The 16854-nt window shown below is 70.0% G+C and carries 14 protein-coding genes; 2 read left to right on the plus strand and 12 right to left on the minus strand.

The genetic code is table 11. From position 1 onward, the window contains the following. Window positions 1-63 precede the first annotated feature (63 nt). The 5 genes from IQ210_RS03385 to IQ210_RS03405 are packed head-to-tail and all read right to left on the minus strand — an operon-like array spanning window position 64 to window position 6079. Complete coding sequence (locus IQ210_RS03385; protein ID WP_194076712.1) at window positions 64-417, minus strand: DoxX family protein; 354 nt, start codon at window positions 415-417, stop codon at window positions 64-66. Further along, complete coding sequence (locus tag IQ210_RS03390) at window positions 414-2378, minus strand: acetoacetate--CoA ligase (RefSeq protein ID WP_194076714.1); 1965 nt, start codon at window positions 2376-2378, stop codon at window positions 414-416. The genes IQ210_RS03385 and IQ210_RS03390 overlap by 4 nt, the downstream gene beginning before the upstream one ends. Then, window positions 2375-3961, minus strand: coding sequence for a bifunctional 3-(3-hydroxy-phenyl)propionate/3-hydroxycinnamic acid hydroxylase MhpA (gene mhpA / locus IQ210_RS03395; RefSeq protein WP_194076716.1), 1587 nt, complete (start codon window positions 3959-3961; stop codon window positions 2375-2377). The genes IQ210_RS03390 and mhpA overlap by 4 nt, the downstream gene beginning before the upstream one ends. A 19-nt stretch (window positions 3962-3980) precedes the next feature. Beyond that, window positions 3981-4919, minus strand: coding sequence for a fumarylacetoacetate hydrolase family protein (locus tag IQ210_RS03400; protein WP_194076718.1), 939 nt, complete (start codon window positions 4917-4919; stop codon window positions 3981-3983). 14 nt (window positions 4920-4933) lie between these two features. After that, window positions 4934-6079 (minus strand): VOC family protein, encoded by a 1146-nt coding sequence (locus tag IQ210_RS03405; protein ID WP_194076720.1) that lies wholly within the window; start codon window positions 6077-6079, stop codon window positions 4934-4936. Window positions 6080-6213: 134 nt separating this feature from the next. Between IQ210_RS03405 and IQ210_RS03410 the strand changes: the two genes are divergently transcribed. Beyond that, window positions 6214-6849 (plus strand): TetR/AcrR family transcriptional regulator, encoded by a 636-nt coding sequence (locus IQ210_RS03410; RefSeq protein WP_194076723.1) that lies wholly within the window; start codon window positions 6214-6216, stop codon window positions 6847-6849. Window positions 6850-6851: 2 nt separating this feature from the next. On the opposite strand, the gene IQ210_RS03415 is transcribed toward IQ210_RS03410, so the two are convergent. Together IQ210_RS03415 and IQ210_RS03420 are read right to left on the minus strand one after the other, a co-directional pair. Next, the gene (locus IQ210_RS03415) at window positions 6852-7634 is read right to left on the minus strand and encodes an LmeA family phospholipid-binding protein (RefSeq protein WP_194076725.1); all 783 of its coding nucleotides are present in this window, start codon (window positions 7632-7634) and stop codon (window positions 6852-6854) included. A gap of 36 nt (window positions 7635-7670) precedes the next feature. Further along, window positions 7671-8309, minus strand: coding sequence for a TetR/AcrR family transcriptional regulator (locus IQ210_RS03420; protein ID WP_228046728.1), 639 nt, complete (start codon window positions 8307-8309; stop codon window positions 7671-7673). A 185-nt stretch (window positions 8310-8494) separates the two neighbouring features. Between IQ210_RS03420 and IQ210_RS03425 the strand changes: the two genes are divergently transcribed. Next, complete coding sequence (locus IQ210_RS03425; RefSeq protein WP_194076730.1) at window positions 8495-10111, plus strand: MFS transporter; 1617 nt, start codon at window positions 8495-8497, stop codon at window positions 10109-10111. A 728-nt stretch (window positions 10112-10839) separates the two neighbouring features. Here the strand turns inward: IQ210_RS03425 and IQ210_RS03430 are convergent. The 5 genes from IQ210_RS03430 to IQ210_RS03450 form a co-directional block, all read right to left on the minus strand. After that, a complete protein-coding gene (locus tag IQ210_RS03430) occupies window positions 10840-12756 on the minus strand; it encodes a Stk1 family PASTA domain-containing Ser/Thr kinase (protein ID WP_194076733.1) in 1917 nt (638 codons plus the stop codon). Window positions 12757-12860: 104 nt separating this feature from the next. Continuing rightward, window positions 12861-13487, minus strand: a complete 627-nt coding sequence (locus IQ210_RS03435; RefSeq protein WP_194076735.1) for a helix-turn-helix domain-containing protein — start codon at window positions 13485-13487, stop codon at window positions 12861-12863. A 100-nt stretch (window positions 13488-13587) separates the two neighbouring features. After that, window positions 13588-14676: a catalase family protein gene (locus IQ210_RS03440; RefSeq protein ID WP_194076737.1), complete on the minus strand. Its 1089-nt coding sequence runs from the start codon at window positions 14674-14676 to the stop codon at window positions 13588-13590. Window positions 14677-14704: 28 nt separating this feature from the next. Next, window positions 14705-16048 carry a Dyp-type peroxidase gene (locus IQ210_RS03445; protein ID WP_194076740.1) on the minus strand — a complete coding sequence of 448 codons (1344 nt, stop codon included), beginning with the start codon at window positions 16046-16048 and terminating at the stop codon, window positions 14705-14707. 13 nt (window positions 16049-16061) lie between these two features. Continuing rightward, the gene (locus IQ210_RS03450; RefSeq protein WP_194076742.1) at window positions 16062-16670 is read right to left on the minus strand and encodes a hypothetical protein; all 609 of its coding nucleotides are present in this window, start codon (window positions 16668-16670) and stop codon (window positions 16062-16064) included. Window positions 16671-16854: the final 184 nt, after the last annotated feature.

The following is a 16854-nucleotide window of genomic DNA, read 5'->3' on the forward strand; positions in this document are numbered from 1 at the left end:
GTCCACACTGTCGACGGTACGCCGCGCGGCACGCCCAGGGCATCGGCGAGCCTTCGGACGACGTCAGCCCACGGAGGCTGTCGCCCCGGCGTATGCCAGCGCGGCCATGGCCAGTACGACGGCGGGCAGCGCTCGCACCGGCGGGTCGCCGTGCCGCAGGTGGGCCCCTGCCGCTGCGGCCATCAGCAGCGCCAGTCCGATCGTGGCCGCCACCCCGAGCGGACTCGCGATCATTCCGAGGAGCAGCCCGATGACCCCGGCGACCTCCAGGGCACCGATGACGCGATATCGGCCAGGCGACATGCCGAGGTGAGCTGCCGCTTGGCGCATGAACGGCACCGCGGCGATCTTCGCCACGCCCAGGGGCAGGAATACGACGGACAGGGTGACGGCGAGTGCGATCTGTGCGGCCCTCATGCCGACCGGCCCCGGCGTTCGGCTCCCAGCCGGGCGAAGTGGTCGATGAGGTCGGGGTCGTCCACGGTGGCGGGGTTGACGACCTGCTCGACCGGGGCACCCTGGAGCAGGCGTTTGACCGGGACCTCCAGTTTCTTGCCGGTGCGGGTGTGCGGGATGCCCGGCACTTCGAGGATCTCGTCCGGGACGTGGCGCGGTGAGGCACCCGTACGGACGGCGGCGCGGATCTTCTCGCGCAGGGCGTCGTCCAGCTCGACACCGGCCGCGGGGACGACGAACAGTGGCATCCAGTAGCCGCCGTCCGGCTCCTCCGCGCCGATGACCAGGGCTTCGGTGATCTCGGGGAGGCGTTCTACGACGTCGTGGATGTCGGCGCTGCCCAGGCGGACGCCGTTGCGGTTGAGCGTGGAGTCGGAGCGGCCGTGGACGATGACCGAGCCATGCCCCGTGACCGTGATCCAGTCGCCGTGCCGCCAGATGCCGGGGTAGGAGGAGAAGTAGGCGTCGCGGTATCGGGTGCCGTCGGGGTCGTTCCAGAAGGCTAGCGGCATCGAGGGCATGGGGCGGGTGACGACCAGCTCGCCGACCTGGTCGGTCACGGCGAGGCCCTCGGCGTCGTATGCGGCCAGCGCCACGCCCAGGTGAGGTGCGGACAACTCGCCCGCCCAGATGGGGGTGTTGGGTGCGCTGCCCGCGAAGCCGGAGACGATGTCGGTGCCGCCGCTGATGGAGGCCAGCAGGACGTGGTCGCCGACGTGGTTGCGGACCCAGGGGTAGGCGGAGGCGGGCAGGGCGGAGCCGGTGCAGCCGACGACGCGGATGGATGACAGGTCGTGGACCGAGGGGTCGATGCCGAACTTGGCCATGCCCAGCAGGTATTGGGGGCTGGTGCCGAAGACGGTGACGCGGTGCCGGGCGGCCAGTTCCCACAGGGCGTCGAGTTTGGCGAAGGGCGCCGGGCTGCCGTCGTAGGTGCAGGTGGTGGCGCCGGTCAGGAGGGTGGAGACGACCAGGTTCCACATCATCCAGTGGGTGGTGGTGTACCAGAGCAGGCGGTCGCCGGGGCCGAGGTCGGAGTGCAGGCCCAGGGTCTTGAGGTGCTCCACCACCACACCCCCGTGGCCGTGGACGATGCCCTTGGGCAGGCCGGTGGTGCCGGAGGAGAAGACGACCCAGAGCGGATGGTCGAACGGCACCGGTACACAGGCGAGTTCTTCGGTGCGGGTCGAGGCGTCCTCCCAGGGGACCACCAGCGACGGGTAGGCCTGCGACGGCCAGGGCAGGCCCACATGGTCCGCCAGCACGGTCGCCTTCAACGTCGGCAGCGCGCGGGCCAGTTCGAGGACGGCGTCGCGGCGGTCGTGGGTGGTGCCGTTGAAGAGGTAGCCGTCGGCAGCGATCAGGACGGTGGGTTCGAGCTGGGCGAAGCGGTCGGCGGCGGCCTTGGGGGCGTAGTCCTGTCCGCACACCGACCACACCGCGCCCAGGCTCGCGGCGGCGAGGAACGTGACGATGGCGTGCGGGGTGTTGGGCAGATAGCCGACGACCCGGTCGCCCTTGCCGACGCCGAGGTCGCGCAGGGTGGCGGCGACGGAGGCGACCAGTTCGCGCAGCCGCCTGCCGGTCACCTCGTACCCGGCGCCGGTCTCGTCGAGGGCGAGGATAGCCGCGTCGTCATCCCGGATGTTGCGCAGCGCGTGGTGGGCGTAGTTGAGGGTGGCGCCGGGGAACCAGCGGGCGCCGGGCATCCGCTCCTCGGCTAGGACCTGTTCGTAGGGGGTGTCGGCGTCGATGTCGAAGTACTCCCACACCGCACCCCAGAAGCCCTCCAGGTCGGTGACCGACCAGCGGTGCAGGGCGGCGTAGTCGTCCGGGGCGATGCCCTGGCGCCGGGCGAACTCCGCGATACGGCTGGCGGCCACCGTCGCCGGATCGGGTGTGAAGAAGGGCGCGGTCGTCACGGTGTGCTCCTCAACAGGCTTTTGTCGACGGCCTGTTCGGAGAGAACAGGGCTTCGTGTGGTGTGCAGCAGGGCCGCCCAGGCGGCGGTCGAGGTGAAGTCACGGCCACCCGCCGGGACGACGTCCAGCACGACTCGGTCGGGCCGCAGGAGTACGGCGTCCGCGCGTCCGGCGCGCAGCCAGGCGGCGAGCGTGCCGTCGTCGCCGAGGTCGGCCACGGGGACCGCCTGGATGCCGAGGCCGTGGGCGAGCGCGGTCAGGGAGGGCCCCGGCTCGGTGGCGGTCAGGACGGCGAAGGAGTCGCCGAGCGCCTCGTCGAGGCGGGTGCGCCGGCCGCCGACGTTCACCCACGGCTGCGGACAGTACGTGCCCGCCAGTCCCCGGCGGACCCCGCGCCGCACCAGTGGTCCGGCGGTCAGGGGTGGGCTGAGGTCGCGGCCGGCCAGTTCGGTCAGGCCGGGTATGCGGCAGGCGGCGGCCAACGCCCTGCGGCGGAGCGTGGCGGCGCCGTCCTGGCCGCCGGTCATGGCCCAGCCCATGGCGACCGCGAGCCGCACCACATGCCGGGCATGCGGCCTGCGTTCCCTCTCGTACGTGTCCAACAGCCCTTCTGGCGCGCCCTGTTGCAGCACTCGCGCGAGCTTCCAGGTGAGGTTGTAGGCGTCCCGCAGCCCCGAGCACAGGCCCTGCCCGATGAACGGCGGGGTGAGGTGGGCGGCGTCGCCGAGCAGGAAGACCCGGCCGCTGCGCCAGCGGTCGGCGACGCGGGCCCGGAAGGTGTACTGCGTCTCGCGGACGACGTCGAAGTCCCCGTCGTACGAAGGCGACAGCCACGGGGCGATCAGGTCGCGGACCGTTTCCTGCCCTTCTCCTTCGCGGAGCCGGAACTCCCAACGGTAGCGAGTCTCGTTCACCCGCATGAAGGTCCCCGGCCGGTCCGGGTCGCAGACCTGGTCGACGCCCTCCCAGCAACGGACGGGGCCGGTCGTCTCGGCGTCGATGACGGTCCACTTCTCCTCGAACCGCAAGTCCTCCCAGACACCCCCGATGGCTTCGCGGGTCAGGCTGTTGGCACCGTCGCAGCCGAGGACCGCTTCGGCCCACAGTTCGTGCTCACCGCCGTCGCCGTCGCGGTAGGTCACGCGGACCGGGCCCGCGGTGTCCGGGCCGACGCCGGTGACCTCCACGCCGCCGCGCAGTTCGCATTCCGGGCGCTGGGCGAGGGCGTCGCGCAGCACGCGTTCCAGCTCGGGCTGGTCGAACATGCTGGACTGGGGGTAGCCGTGGTGACCGTGCGGGGAACGCCGGAACTCGGCCATCACCCGGTGCCGGGCGTCCAGCAGGCGCAGCCCGCCTGCCGGACGGGAGATCGCGGTGAACTCCTCACCGACGCCCGCGGCCTGGAGGATGCGGTGGATCTCGTCGTCGTTGGCGACGGCGCGCGGGAGCGGATAGACGTCCCGGTGGCGTTCGAGGACGACACTGCGCACCCCGCGCCGGGCGAGGAGCAGAGCAGCGGTCACGCCCACCGGTCCGGCCCCGACGATCACGACGGGCACACGGGCGGCTTCGTCGACGTTCATGTGCGGCTCACCTCGGGGTTTAGTTCGCGTCCGCGACGGGCGTGCGCTGCTCGCCGAGGTCGATGCGGCCGTCCGGGGTCGCGATCGTCGCCGTGATCAGGTCACCCGGGTTCAGGTAGTGCGGGTTCTTGGCCTGGCTCTTGAAGAACGCCTTCCACTTCACCGCGGGCGGCAGCAGCGCGCCGATCTTCTCCACCGCCTTCGGCGGGGCCTTGAGCGCGGTGCCGCCGGGGGTGCCGGTGAGGAGCAGGTCGCCGGCGTCCAGGGTCTGGAAACGGGCCAGCAGGGTCAGCGCCTGTGCCGGGCGGACGATCATGTCGGCGAGGGTGCGGTCCTGGCGCAGCTCGCCGTTGACGCTCAACTTCAGCCGCAGGTCGAGGAGATGAGTGAAGTCCTCCGGCTCCAGCAACGACAGGTACGGGCCGGTCGGCGTGAAGGTCGGGTACGACTTGCTCTCGTAGAACTGCGTCTTGGTCAGCTGCACCTCACGGGCGCTGACGTCGTTGGTTATCACCAGCCCGGCGACGTACGACGGCAGGTCCCCCTCCTCGACCACGGTACCGACGGGCAGGGAGGCACCCATGACGAGCCCGAGTTCGATCTCGTAGTCGAGGAACTTCACGTGGGAGGGGCGGACGACGGCCTCGCCCGGGCCACTGACCGATCCGGACGCCTTACGGAAGAAGGCGGGCGGGATGTCGCCCTTGAAGCCCGAATCGCGGGCGTGGCTGCGGTAGTTGACCATCTGGGCCACCACGCGGCAGGGGGTGGTCACCGGCGAGATCGCGACCAGGTCGGCTACCGGCGTGCCCGGTTCGCCGGAGGCGGCGGCCTCCCGGACGGCGGCCCGGTCGGCGATCAGTTCGGCGGTCGTGGCGGCCTTGGTGTTGACGGGGACGGCTCGGTCGCCTCGGACGACCCACCAGCCCTCGGCGGTACGCAGGACGTTGGTGCTCATGTCGGTGCCTCGGTTCAGGAGTTGGCGGCCTTGAGCAGGCCGAGGAGTCGTGCGGGGTCCATCTCGTTGTCGCCGCGCAGGGCCTCGATGACATCGCGGACGCGCTGCGGCGAGGGGCTCGCGCCGAGGAAGTCGCGGGTGGCGGGCGGGCCCCACTGGGCCAGGCCGCTGGTCGACATGGGCGCCCAGCCGGGTTCCACGTCGCAGGAGAACAGGTCGCCGTCGGCGAAGTGCTCCAGCATGAAGTGGTCGGGGTCGCGCCAGTAGTCGAAGAGCTGGCTGCCCTGGATGTGCCGCCCGATGCCCCAACTGCGCTTGTAGCCGCGCTTCTTGAGGTATTCGCCACCGGCGGCGATGGAGTCCAGGTCGGTGACCTGGTAGGCGGAGTGGACGTATCCCGTGCCCGGCCCCAGATGCATGGCCAGGGTGTGGTGGTCGGCCGGTACGCCGCCCAGGTCGCAGCGGATGAACGCCATCGTCGGACCCCGTCCGCGCTGCCCGTCCAGGAACAGGAAGTCGGACACGATCATCCCGAGCGTGTCCAGGTACCAGTCCAGAGCGCGGCCGAACACGCGGGTCTCCAACACCACATGACCGAGGCGCTGGATGCGGGACGGCTCGCGCGGCGGACGCTGCGTGAGGTTCGTACGACGGTGATCCGTACCGAAGTTGAGGAGCAACGGCCGCTGCTCCGGCAGGGCGGGCAGCTGTTCGGCGCAGTGCACGACCCGCACCGGGAAGCCCGAGGGGTCGAGCAGGTCGACCACCTTGCCGCCGCCGGGCACGTCGGCGTCCCGTACCTCCCGGCCCGTCGCGCGGGCCAGCCGGTCCAGGTCGGCCCGCTCCGCCGCCCGGAACACCGGGCCGATGAAACGGGACGTACGCCCGCGCCGGATCACCATGCACGGCGAGCCCGCGAACGTGCCGCGCAGCCACAACGCCTCAGGGGTACGGGCCGCCACCGAGAAACCGAAGTCGAGGGCGAACACCTCGGCCCGGTCGAGGTCGGGTTTCTCGAACTCCAGCCACGCCAGGTCGGCCACCTTGATGACCGGGTTCCGGGAGCGGCCGGGGTGTTCGCCACGCAGGGCGCCCTGCTCGCTGTGGAGGTCCTGGTGGGCCGTGATGACGTCGGCCCCGTTGACGCGGATTTCAGACATGGTGCCCTCCGAGCAACATTGCCGTAATGAGGAAATCATCAACTGTGACACTTCTGTCGTCAAGATGTTCGCCGCAGGAAATGATGAATTCATCAGGACTGCGATCTCCATCGTGCGACCGCTAGACTCTGCGCATGCCTACGTCAGCCCTGCCCAGCAACCGGTTCGAGCGGCGTCGTGCGGAGACCCGTGGGGCTCTCGTTCGAGCGGCCCGGCAGATACTCGCCGAGAGCGGTGACACCAGCGCGAGCATCCAGGCGATCGCTGAGCGCGCGGACGTCGGCTTCGGCTCCTTCTACAACCACTTCGATTCCAAGGCGGAGCTGTTCGAGACGGCGGTGGTGGACGCCCTGGAGGAGTTCGGGCAGGCCTTCGATGAGCGCCTGACCGGGATCGACGACCCGGCGGAGCTGGTCGCGGCCGGCTTCCGGCTCAGCGCCCGCATGGCCGACTCGCACCCGGAGCTGATGCAGGTCCTGCGCCGTCGCGGCCTCGGCCACATCCACTCGGACAACGGCCTGGCCCGCCGGGCCCTGCGCGATCTCCAGGTCGGCATCGACTCCGGCCGCTTCACCGCCCTCGACCCGGTGGTCGCCCTGTCGGCACTGGGTGGAACGCTGCTGTCCCTGGTGGAGCTGCGGTTCGCCCGTCCCGAAGTGGACGGCGACGAGGCGGCCGCCAACCTCGCCGAGATGGTCCTGCGCATGCTGGGCCTCTCGGCGGACGACGCCCACGAGGTCGCCCGGCGCCCCCTGCCCGACCTCGACTGACCTCAACCGGACGACGAGTCCGGGCGGAACGTGACCGAGCGGCCTGTGAAGCGGGCGTCGATCCCGTCCCCGGTGGTGGTGACCGACCGCAGGTGCAGTCCCTGCGGAACGTTCTGCAGCGGAATGGGCTCGTCCAGGGCCTTGTCGAGCAGTGATTTCAGCGGGGGGAGCAGTTCGCCCTGCTCGGCGCGGACGTCGGTGAAGGCGATGCGGTTTCCGCTCGCCGCCGAGACGGCCGCGCTCACGGTCACGTCGCCGACGAGCGGCAGACTCGCGGTCGCGTTGATCCGGTCGGGCTCGTCGCCTTGTGACACCTGCGCGCCTAGCGCGCTCGACACGTCCGCGTAGGACAGGAACGCGGTCGCCGTGACGCTGTCCGCATGAGCCTCCTCGGCGCTTCCCGAGGTCTTCAGCCCGTCCATCCCCACCGTCAGCTTCGTCACCGGAAGCGGCCGGGTGGTGCCGCCGGCTGGAATGTCGTGGGCGGTCAGGTCGACATGGTCCAGGCTGCCGTCGGCCAGCTGGGTCAGCACGGGAAAGCCCCTGACGTGCACCGATGGCCGATCGGCGGTTCCCATGCCGTCCTGGAACGCCTTGGCGGTACGACTCTCCGCGCGAGCTGCGGCGATCCGGTCGACCGCGACTCCGCCGACCAGCAGGGCCACCAGGGAGGCGGCGGCGATGATGAGGCGGCGCCTGGTCCGGGGCGGGGGGCTCACGTACGTGGAGCCGTCGCCGTAGTAGGGCTCGCCGACGTACGCCTCGTCGGGGTGGGACTGGTACATGGTTCTCCTCTGCGAGTGGTGCTTGGGGAAGTGCGCCTATGCGGCGTCGTCCTCGGGCCGGACGAGCCCGTGGACACATGTCGCGGCGCTGTCGTCGGCCACGCCCATGGCGATCAGGGCGGCGGTCGCGGTGCCGGTGCCGTCGTCGCTCCAGACCCCGCTGTTCACGCAGTCCAGAAGCCCTAGCAGGTGCCCCTCCAGTGCCCGGGTCAGTACGACCGGGGGGACGCTGGTTTGGAAGACCCCCTGCCGCTGCCCCCGGCCGATGATCGCCTCCGCCATGTCACGCGCCGGGGCGAGGACTTCAGCGAGCCGATCGGCCCCGAGGTCCTGGGGGGCGAGGCGCAGCAGGATGCGGTAGCGGTCACCGACGGGCCATACGGCGAGGACGAAGCGCGCCAGCTCCGTGACGGCATCCGCCACCGGCACCCGAGGGGCCGAGACCGCCCGCCGCAACGCCTGCGCGGCCTCCTCCACCAACCCCTCCACCAGTGCGGCCCGGCCGTTGAAGTGGCCGTAGACCGTACGGCGCACCACACCGGCAGCCTCGGCGATGTCACCGAGGCTGCTGTCGGGGTCACGGCCGAGTTCCTGCCGGGCCGCTTCGAGGATGCGGGCCCGGGTGAGCAGGGTTCGGCTGCGTTCCGGGGCGGCTGTGACGGGTGCGTGGGTCATGTCGACCTCCGGTTGACGGGGGAGGGCGATTCGATAGTTGCACATCGACGGGCAATAAACTAGTCTGCACATCAGCGGGTAATTAACTGCCCCTGGTGCCGGGCCTCCTCTTGGCCCCGCCTGCACCGCTCCCCTTGATCCGCACCCCGAAGCCTCCGCTTCACCTCCTGCCGAGGAGCCTGACGATGCCGCTCTTTGCGAAGACACCCGTCGAGAAGATGACCGAGCCGTATCCGCGCCGCTGGTGGGCCCTGCTGGTCCTGTGCCTGAGCCTGCTGATCGTGGTGATGGCGAACACGTCGCTGATCGTGGCCGCCCCCGACATGACCAGGGACCTGGGGCTGAGCAGCAGTGACCTTCAGTGGGTCATTGACGGCTACACCGTCCCCTACGCCGCGCTGATGCTGGTCCTCGGCGCGATCGGCGACAAGTACAGCCGCCGCGGAGCCCTGGTACTGGGCCTGCTGATCTTCGTCGGTGGATCGGTGATGGGTGGCCTGGTCGACGAGACCAGCCTGGTCATCACCGCCCGCGCGATCATGGGTGTCGGCGCCGCCGTCGTCATGCCGGCCACACTCTCGCTGCTGGTCGCGATCTTCCCGCGCGCCGAGCGCGCCAAGGCGATCACCGCCTGGTCCGCGACCTCCGGGCTTGCCATCGCCGCCGGTCCGCTGGCCGCCGGCTGGCTGCTGGAGGACCACGCCTGGGGCTCGACCTTCCTGATGAACGTCCCCATCGCCGTCCTCGGCGTGGTCGGCGCGCTGCTGCTGGTGCCACCGTCGAAGGCGGAGGGCATGGGCCGTATCGACTACGTCGGCGGTCTGCTGTCGATCGTGTCGGTCGGTTCCCTGGTCTACGCGACCATCGAGGGCCCGCACTTCGGCTGGGGCGCCGGTCCGATCACCGCTGCCGTCGTCGCCGGGGTGGGTCTGCTGGCCTTCGTGGCCTGGGAGTTGAAGCACCCCAACCCCATGCTGAACGTCCGCAAGTTCGCCGAGCGGCCCTTCAGCGGCTCGATGCTCGCGGTGCTGTTCTTCTTCTTCGGCACCTTCGGCTCGATCTACTACTCCACCCAGTTCCTGCAGTTCGTCCTCGGCTACGACGCCCTGGAGACCGGCATCCGCCTGCTGCCCCTGGCCGGAGCCGTCTTCGTCGGCGCCGCCGTCACCGGCAAACTCGCCCCGAAGCTGGGCGTGAAGATCGTGGTCGGCACCGGCATGGTCATCGGCACCGCGGGCGTTTTCCTGCTCACCCAGATCGAGACGGGCTCGACCTACACCGACTTCCTGACCCCGCTACTGCTGCTCGGCTTCGCCATCGGCCTCAGTCTCGCCCCGGCCACCGACACCATCATGGGCTCCTTCCCCGAGGACGAGCTCGGCGTCGGCGGCGGCGCCAACGACACCGCCCTGGAACTCGGCTGCGCCCTGGGCATCGCCATCCTCGGTTCGCTGCTCGCCACGTCCTACAAGGACAAGCTCACCGACCTGGTCGGCGGCCACCTCCCGGCCGAGGCCATGGACACCGCCAAGGACTCCGTCGGCGGCGGCATCGCGGTCGCCGAACAGGTCGCCAAGAACCCCCAGGGCGGCGCCGAACAGGCCCAGACCCTGCTCGGCGCGGTGCACGAGTCCTTCGCCCACGCCATCGCCCACACCAGCCTCATCGGCGGCATCATCATGGCCGCCGGAACCCTGATCGTCATCGCCGTCCTGCCCGGCCGCAAGCACACCACCACCAAGCATGGTGAGGCGGAAGCGGCGCAGACGACCGAGGAGCAGGCCGAGACCGTGGGCGCCTGAGCCCGGTACACCGGAGGCCGGACCCCCGATTCCCGCCTCCTCCACCCCCAGGACGGGCCGTGCCTTGAGCGGCGCACGGCCCCGGGACGGTGCCGGGAGGGGACACCTGGCACCGTCCCCCTTTCGTTGTCTGCACCCGGGACTCCGACACGCCGCCGAGGACCGCGGAAGGCGGACAGCCATTTCTGATCCCGAGAGCGACACATCGGGCACCAGATCCCTCTCGGGCGGTGCGACCTTCGGGACATGGGAGAAACAGATCGAAGCCCTGGTCAAAGCCGGGCCCATCCCCGAACTTCCGGAACTGGAAGGTGCCCTGGACCCCGGCGGGGTGCTCGGAACACTGCGTGAACTGCGCGTGATGCGCAACGACACCGGCAACGGCGGATTCACCTTGATCGGGCGGCGTCTCCAAGGAAGCCATCCCGACTGGGAGCCCTTCGAACGCCCGTTCCCCGACCCGCTCGACCCGGACCGTATCTACGTGACAGCCCCTCCTTCCCACGGCCGCTGCCGTTGTGGCCCATCGCGCGGGCCGAGGTCTGCGAGGACTGCGACGCACGGGAGCTGTTCCTGTTTCACAAGTTCGACAGGGCGAGCGGAGACATCTCCCTGCGCTGCGGCAGGGACCACACCTTCCCCCGGGACGACACCTGAAGTTTGCCGCCCTGGACCGGTCGTCGAACGAGTGGCCTCTCTTCCTGGACGACGACAGCATCAGTGACGTATCACTGATCGCCCCTCGTCGCCGGTGTCGTCGCCGTGTCGTCGGCCGGTGTCCCGTCGTCCGACGACGTGTCCTGGGCCTCCTCGGTGACGACGACCACCGTGCTGCCCGCCTCGACCTCGCTCCCGGCAGCCGAGGTGCTGGACGTGACCACGGCGTCGGAGGCCTGGGAGTACCCGGAGGCGACAGTCACCTGAAGGCCGAGTCCACCGAGCTCGTCCTGGACCTCGGCAAGGGTCTTGCCGACGATGTCGGTCGGGATCTGCACGGTCTGCACCGACTTGGCGATCTGGACGTCGACCGACGTACCGGGCTCGACCTCATCTCCCGCACTGGCGCTCTGTTCGACGACGGTGCCGGCCTCGGCGCTGCTCTCCACCTCGGTGGTGTCACCCAGTTCGAGGTCGTGCTCGGCAAGCAGCTTGCGCGCCTCTCTCAGGGTGCTGCCGGTGAGGTCGGGAACCGTGGACTTCTCCGCCTCCTTGGCCACCGTGAGGGTGATCTCGGTGCCCTTCTCGACGCTCTTGCCGCCGGCTGGGTCCTGCTCCAGGACGGTCCCGGCGTCCTCATCGGACACCTTGTGCCGGAGCTTCACCTTGAAGCCCTTGTCCTCCAGGATGCGGGACGCGTCGTCCTCGTCCTTGTCCGTGACGTCCGGCACTTCCACCTTCGGTGCGCCGGTGGAGACGGTCACGGAGACAGCGTCCCCCTTGTCGAGTTCGCCGTTGACCGGGGTCTGTTCGCAGATGTGGTCCTTGGGTTGGTCGGCGCAGGGCTTCTTCTTGCTGACGGTGAGTGTGAGCCCGACGTTGTCCGCCGTTCGTCGGGCCTCCTCCAGGGTCTGGCCGACGAGGTCGGGTACGTCCGCCTTGCCGTCGTCGGCCGTACCGCGCCCGAACATGAACCAGCCGAGCATGAGTGCTGCGACGACGACCGCGACGCCCAGCCCGATCAGCGCGGCACTTCCTCGACGGCGACCGCTCTCCGCCGGGTCACCGCCGTCCGGCTCCTCGTCACCACCGTCGAAGTCCCGGTCCAGGACAGTCTGTGCCCCGAGGTACGCCTCGACATCGGCGAGCATCTCCCCCGCGGACTGGTAGCGATACGCGGGGTCCTTGGTCAGGGCCCGCAGGACGATCGTGTCGACCCGCGGGCCGACCTCGGGGTTGTAGAGACTCGGCGGCCGCGGTTCCTCCTGAACGTGCTGGTACATCACCGCCATCGGCGATTCGCCGGTGAACGGCGTGCGCAGCGTGAGGAGTTCGTACAGGAGACAGCCCACCGAGTACAGGTCGGAGCGGGCGTCGATGGCCTGCCCCATCGCCTGCTCCGGGGAGAGGTACTGCGCGGTGCCGATCACCATGGAGGTCTGGGTCATACCGACGTCCCGTGCGTCACGGGCGATGCCGAAGTCCATGACCTTCACCTGGCCGGCCCAGGTCACCATCACGTTGGCCGGCTTGATGTCCCGGTGCACGATGCCGTGCTGGTGGGAATGGGCGAGGGCCTCCAGGATGCCGGCCGTCATCTCCAAGGCGCGTTCGACGGTCAGAGGCGGTCCGGAGTACAGGGCCTCGCGCAGGGTGGCGCCGTCGACGTACTCCATCACGAGGTACGGCAACTGCGCCCCGTACGAGTGGTGTTCACCCGTGTCGTAGACGGCGGCGATGGCCGGGTGGTTGAGCGAGGCGGTGGACTGGGCCTCCCGCCGGAACCGCTCCTGGAGCGCCGGATCGTGGGCGAGGTCGGTGCGCAGCGTCTTCACCGCGACGCTGCGGTCGAGCCGGAGATCGTGCGCGAGATGTACCTCGGCCATGCCTCCGGAGCCGAGCAGCAGTCGCAGTTCGTACCTGTCGCCGAGGACCGCCACCGGCGCAGGGTGGGAGAAGGCCAGATCATCTGGTCCGCCGAAGTTCATGGGCAAGATAATTGCACATCTAGGGGTAACTAAAGAAGCTGGGCAGACACGAAAAGACCCCCGGCGCTTCGCACCGGGGGCACGTCGAACTGCGTGGGGCGAACTCAGGCCTCGGCGGCGGCCACCTCGTCGACGACGATCCGCGCCCGCTTCTCAGGCACCCCGGCCGCGATGAGCGTGGTGACCGCCACCCGGGTGCCGTCGTCCTCCAGCGCCCCGGTATTGACCTCTTCGAGCAGGGCGACCGTCATCGCCTCGAGACCGGCGCTCAGCACCGGGGCCGGCAGGTGGGAGTGGAAGACGCCGTCCCGCTGTCCCTGCTCCACGATGGCCGTGACTCGGACCCGGGCGGGCTCCAGGATCCCGGAGACCCTGTCCATGCCGAGGTCGCGCCGGGCCAGCGCCAGGAGCATCCGGTAGCGGTCGCTCACGGGCCAGAGCGACAACGAGAAGTGGGCGAGCGCCTGATCGGCCGGTTCCGTCGCGCCCGCTCCGACCGCCACAGCGGCCTGGAGCGCCTCAGCGGCTTCCTCGGCCAGCGCGTCAAGCAGCGCCGCCCGCCCGGGAAAGTGCCCGAACAGCGTGCGCCGTACGACACCGGCGGCGCGGGCGAGCTCCTCCAGGGTGGTGTCGGGATTCCGCCCCAGCTCCTGACGCGCGGTGGCCAGGATGCGTGCCCGGTTGGACCGTGCGTTGCGTCGCTGGGGCACACGGCCGACAGGCTGGGACACAGCAGAACCTCGAAGAAGCCGGAACGGAGAACGGACTTCTTCATTCTGGCACGCGAGTCCCTACCGACCCCGGCCGCATCCGGGGTCGGTCGGGGCCTGGTCAGGCGGGCAGCTCCTTGATGTCGGACGGCTCCTGCGGCTCGATGCCGTTGAAGCGGTGCCGGAAGTCGCTGGAGGCGGGGTACGCGGCACGGCGCGAGCGCATGATCGAGCCCAGCGGGCGGTGGGCCTCCAGCGCGTGCCAGGGGCTGAAGGAGAGGACGTCGTCGGCGTAGCGGCGGCGGGCGTCGCTGTAGGCGTCCTGGGCGGGCAGGTGCAGCACGGCCACGGTCCGGTGCGGTGACAGCTCCTCGGGCCACAGGACCGAGGCGTCCTCCACCGGCATCCGGTCGATGTCCGTGCACAGCTGGGCGCGGAGGTCGTACTCGGCGCTGTGGTGGGCGAAGAAGTCGATGACGAGGTCGCGCAGGGCCGACTCGCCGGCCTTCTTGTCGACGTGGCTGCCGGTGAGGGCCTTGACGTTCGCCGAGCGGGGCGCGGCGGACATCTTCGCGACGTGGTCGCCGTAGCGCAGCGCGGCCATGGAGTGGAAGGTCTCGCCGAGGATGTGGTCGTTGGCGGCGGCCAGGGTCTCGACGGCGGGCGGAAGCGGACGTCCGACGCGCGTGAGGGCCTTGGCGGCCACTCGGGCGGCCGCGCCGGTGAGCTGGAGTTGCTGGTCGCTCTGGCGGGGCTGTTTCTCCAGCAGGTCCTGGAGTTTGGCGTATTCGGCGATGTTGCCGAAGGGCAGGGTGGGGTGGTTGACGAGGAGGAAGTCCTGGGTGGTGAAGCCGTCGTCGAGGGCGCGGGGGCCTGGGGCGCCGATCACCTTCATCGCGAGGCCGCGCTGGACAGGTACTTGGTCGGAGCGCAGGTCGCCGGGGGCGGAGGAGAAGCGGACGATCACCGGGTAGGTGGCCGGCTCGGCGAAGAGGCCCTGGGCGAGGTGGGCGGGCAGGTCGGGCTGGATGCGCAGCTCGCCGGCGAGGACGCCGTGGCTCTTGGCGTGGGCGTCGCGCAGGCCGTGGCGGTGTTTGTCGGCGACCTGCTGGTTGGCCTTGCCCATGGCCGCGACGACCTGGCGGACGAGTTCGTCCTCGTTCGGAAAGGGCTGTTCGAGGTCGGGGCTGTAGCGGATGTACGAGGTCATGGGGAGGGCCTCCGCGCGAGGTGGGGGGTCAGGTGCCGGCGGCGAGCCAGCGGATGGCGGACAGGCTCGGCATGAAGAAGTACTCGCCGCCGAGGAGGGTGTTGAAGGACTGGATGTTCTGCACCCTGCGGGGCGGGGTGCCCGGCACGGTGAAGTAGGCGCCCTTGTCCTGGAGCGAGATCATCGGGTCCTTCTCCTTGCCCAGGCCCATGAAGTTGCCGGAGCCGACCCATTCGCTCTGGAGGAACTCGACGTTGTCGATGGCGCGGGCACCGAGGGCGATGAAGTCCAGGCCGCGCGGTGTGCCGTCGTCCTTGAGGCGGTCCGGCGGCAGCGGGGTGCCGTAGGAGGTGCCGCGCCGGATGATCCGGCGGATGTTGACGTCGGTGAGGACGGTCAGCTTGGTGTCGCGCGGGTTCATCCGGCGGATGTGGGAGCCGAGCGGGGTTTGCAGTCCGCGCGGGTCGGCGGAGTAGTCGAAGTCGTTGATCCGGTTAGGGTCCTCACCGATCGCGGGGGTGTCACGTTCCGGGGCCAGGGCGAGGGGTGCGCCGCTGCGCCAGCGGCCGACGAGCTTGGCGGCCAGCAATTCGCGCTCGGCTTCCGTGGAGGCGTTGTCGTGCAGCCACTTGTTGAAGGCCGCGACATGGGAGTGGTACTTGCGGAAGACCACGTACGTGCCGTTGCGGCCGAGGACGTCCGGAGCCGGCACGGGCAGCGGGACGCCCGTCTCGCTCGGGTAACCGAGGACGAACTCGCCCGCCTTGATGGGCCGTCCGTCACCGGGCAGCGGTTCGGCGCCACTGCCCTCGACGACGGGCTGGCTGAAACCGTCCCGGTAGCCGAAGACGTTGAACCCGTCGGCCGCGAAGTCCTGGTGCGACAGCAGCCGCACGCCCGGTACCTCGCCCAACTCCTTTTCGTAGGAGGCGACTTCGGCCCGCCAGTCGTCCTCGCTCGCGGCATACACCGTGACGGCGACATGCACCCGCGGCGTGCCGAAGGGGAACTCCCAGCGGTCCGGGGCGTTCACGCCGGTGTCCCGCAGCCGCTCGGCGCGGGCGGCCATCCCGGCGCGGAAGTTGGCCGGGAAGGAGGCCAGTGAGGTCTCGGGCAGCCCCAGTGCGACCAGACCCTGGTAGCTGAGGGCGAGGGCCAGCCAGGACGGCTGCGGTTCGTCCCAGCGCGCCGCCGATGTCACCCTCGGCGCCAGTCGGCGCAGCAGCTCCCTGCCCGCGGCCGGTTCGGTGATCTCCAGAATCGCGTGGGTGCCGAAGTAGGGCTCGGGCCGGGCCCGCAGCAGGGTCGCCTGGATGTCGTCAAGGTCCAGAGTGGGCGGGCGGCGCAGCCGCCGGAACAGCGGGGAAGGCATGGTGCGCCTGCCGTCAGTTCAGGTCCGACAGGAAACGCTGCACGGCGGCTTCCTGCCGCTTGAGCCGGTGGCCTTCGGCGACGGTGAGGTTGGGGTGGGCGACGAACCACGCCTCCGCCGGGATCTGGTACTTGACGATGAAGTCCTTCACGTCCGGCGAGGTGATGCCGGGCCAGCCCTCGACGTTGCTGAACAGATAGTCCATGAACTCAGGGATCTTGGTGGCGAAGTCGTCGATGTAGGGGTCCCACTCGCCGTCGAAGGCGGTCGCGAACAGCAGCTTCGTGTCGTTGTCGAGGAACACGAAGCGCATGTTGTGCAGGGTGCCGACCTGACCGGCGCCCGCCAGGTTCCCGCCGACCAGGTTGAAGAACTTCCGCAGCCGCGCGGCGCCGTTCGGCTTCAGCGGCAGGATCGTGGTCAGCTCGGACACCTCGCCGCTCTTGGCGCCGATCCGGCCGGCAGTGGTGACGGCGTGTTCGGCCATCTCCGCCTTGTCGGCCAGCACCTCGGCGGCCTTGAGCTTGAGCGCGATCTTCGCGTCCGACAGTGCGGTGTCGACCTTCTCGCGGACGGCATCGGGGAACTGCTGGAACTTCGCGTGCAGGTCTTTCTCGCTCATGGCGCCTCTCCTTGGGGGTGGACGGCAATACTTCACGTACCGCCACAAATAGGCCTTCGCGAGATGGCGCGCAAGCGGGACGAGATCCACTTTCTGACCATCTCCGCATAACTGATTACATCATCAGTTCACCGCTCCGGCTTGTCAATGCGCCACTCGCGGGGGGTCGCATGACCCACGTCAC

This window comes from Streptomyces justiciae, assembly GCF_015163075.1.
In the GTDB taxonomy this organism is placed as follows: domain Bacteria; phylum Actinomycetota; class Actinomycetes; order Streptomycetales; family Streptomycetaceae; genus Streptomyces; species Streptomyces justiciae.

Bases quoted from the DNA above. Each gene is read 5' to 3' on its own strand.
- IQ210_RS03425 (WP_194076730.1), top strand. From the start codon at position 8,495: ATGCCGCTCTTTGCGAAGACACCCGTCGAGAAGATGACCGAGCCGTAT.
- IQ210_RS03410 (WP_194076723.1), top strand. From the start codon at position 6,214: ATGCCTACGTCAGCCCTGCCCAGCAACCGGTTCGAGCGGCGTCGTGCG.
- IQ210_RS03405 (WP_194076720.1), bottom strand. From the start codon at position 6,079: ATGTCTGAAATCCGCGTCAACGGGGCCGACGTCATCACGGCCCACCAG.
- IQ210_RS03400 (WP_194076718.1), bottom strand. From the start codon at position 4,919: ATGAGCACCAACGTCCTGCGTACCGCCGAGGGCTGGTGGGTCGTCCGA.
- IQ210_RS03450 (WP_194076742.1), bottom strand. From the start codon at position 16,670: ATGAGCGAGAAAGACCTGCACGCGAAGTTCCAGCAGTTCCCCGATGCC.
- mhpA (WP_194076716.1), bottom strand. From the start codon at position 3,961: ATGAACGTCGACGAAGCCGCCCGTGTGCCCGTCGTGATCGTCGGGGCC.
- IQ210_RS03430 (WP_194076733.1), bottom strand. From the start codon at position 12,756: ATGAACTTCGGCGGACCAGATGATCTGGCCTTCTCCCACCCTGCGCCG.
- IQ210_RS03415 (WP_194076725.1), bottom strand. From the start codon at position 7,634: ATGTACCAGTCCCACCCCGACGAGGCGTACGTCGGCGAGCCCTACTAC.
- IQ210_RS03445 (WP_194076740.1), bottom strand. From the start codon at position 16,048: ATGCCTTCCCCGCTGTTCCGGCGGCTGCGCCGCCCGCCCACTCTGGAC.
- IQ210_RS03385 (WP_194076712.1), bottom strand. From the start codon at position 417: ATGAGGGCCGCACAGATCGCACTCGCCGTCACCCTGTCCGTCGTATTC.
- IQ210_RS03420 (WP_228046728.1), bottom strand. From the start codon at position 8,309: ATGACCCACGCACCCGTCACAGCCGCCCCGGAACGCAGCCGAACCCTG.
- IQ210_RS03440 (WP_194076737.1), bottom strand. From the start codon at position 14,676: ATGACCTCGTACATCCGCTACAGCCCCGACCTCGAACAGCCCTTTCCG.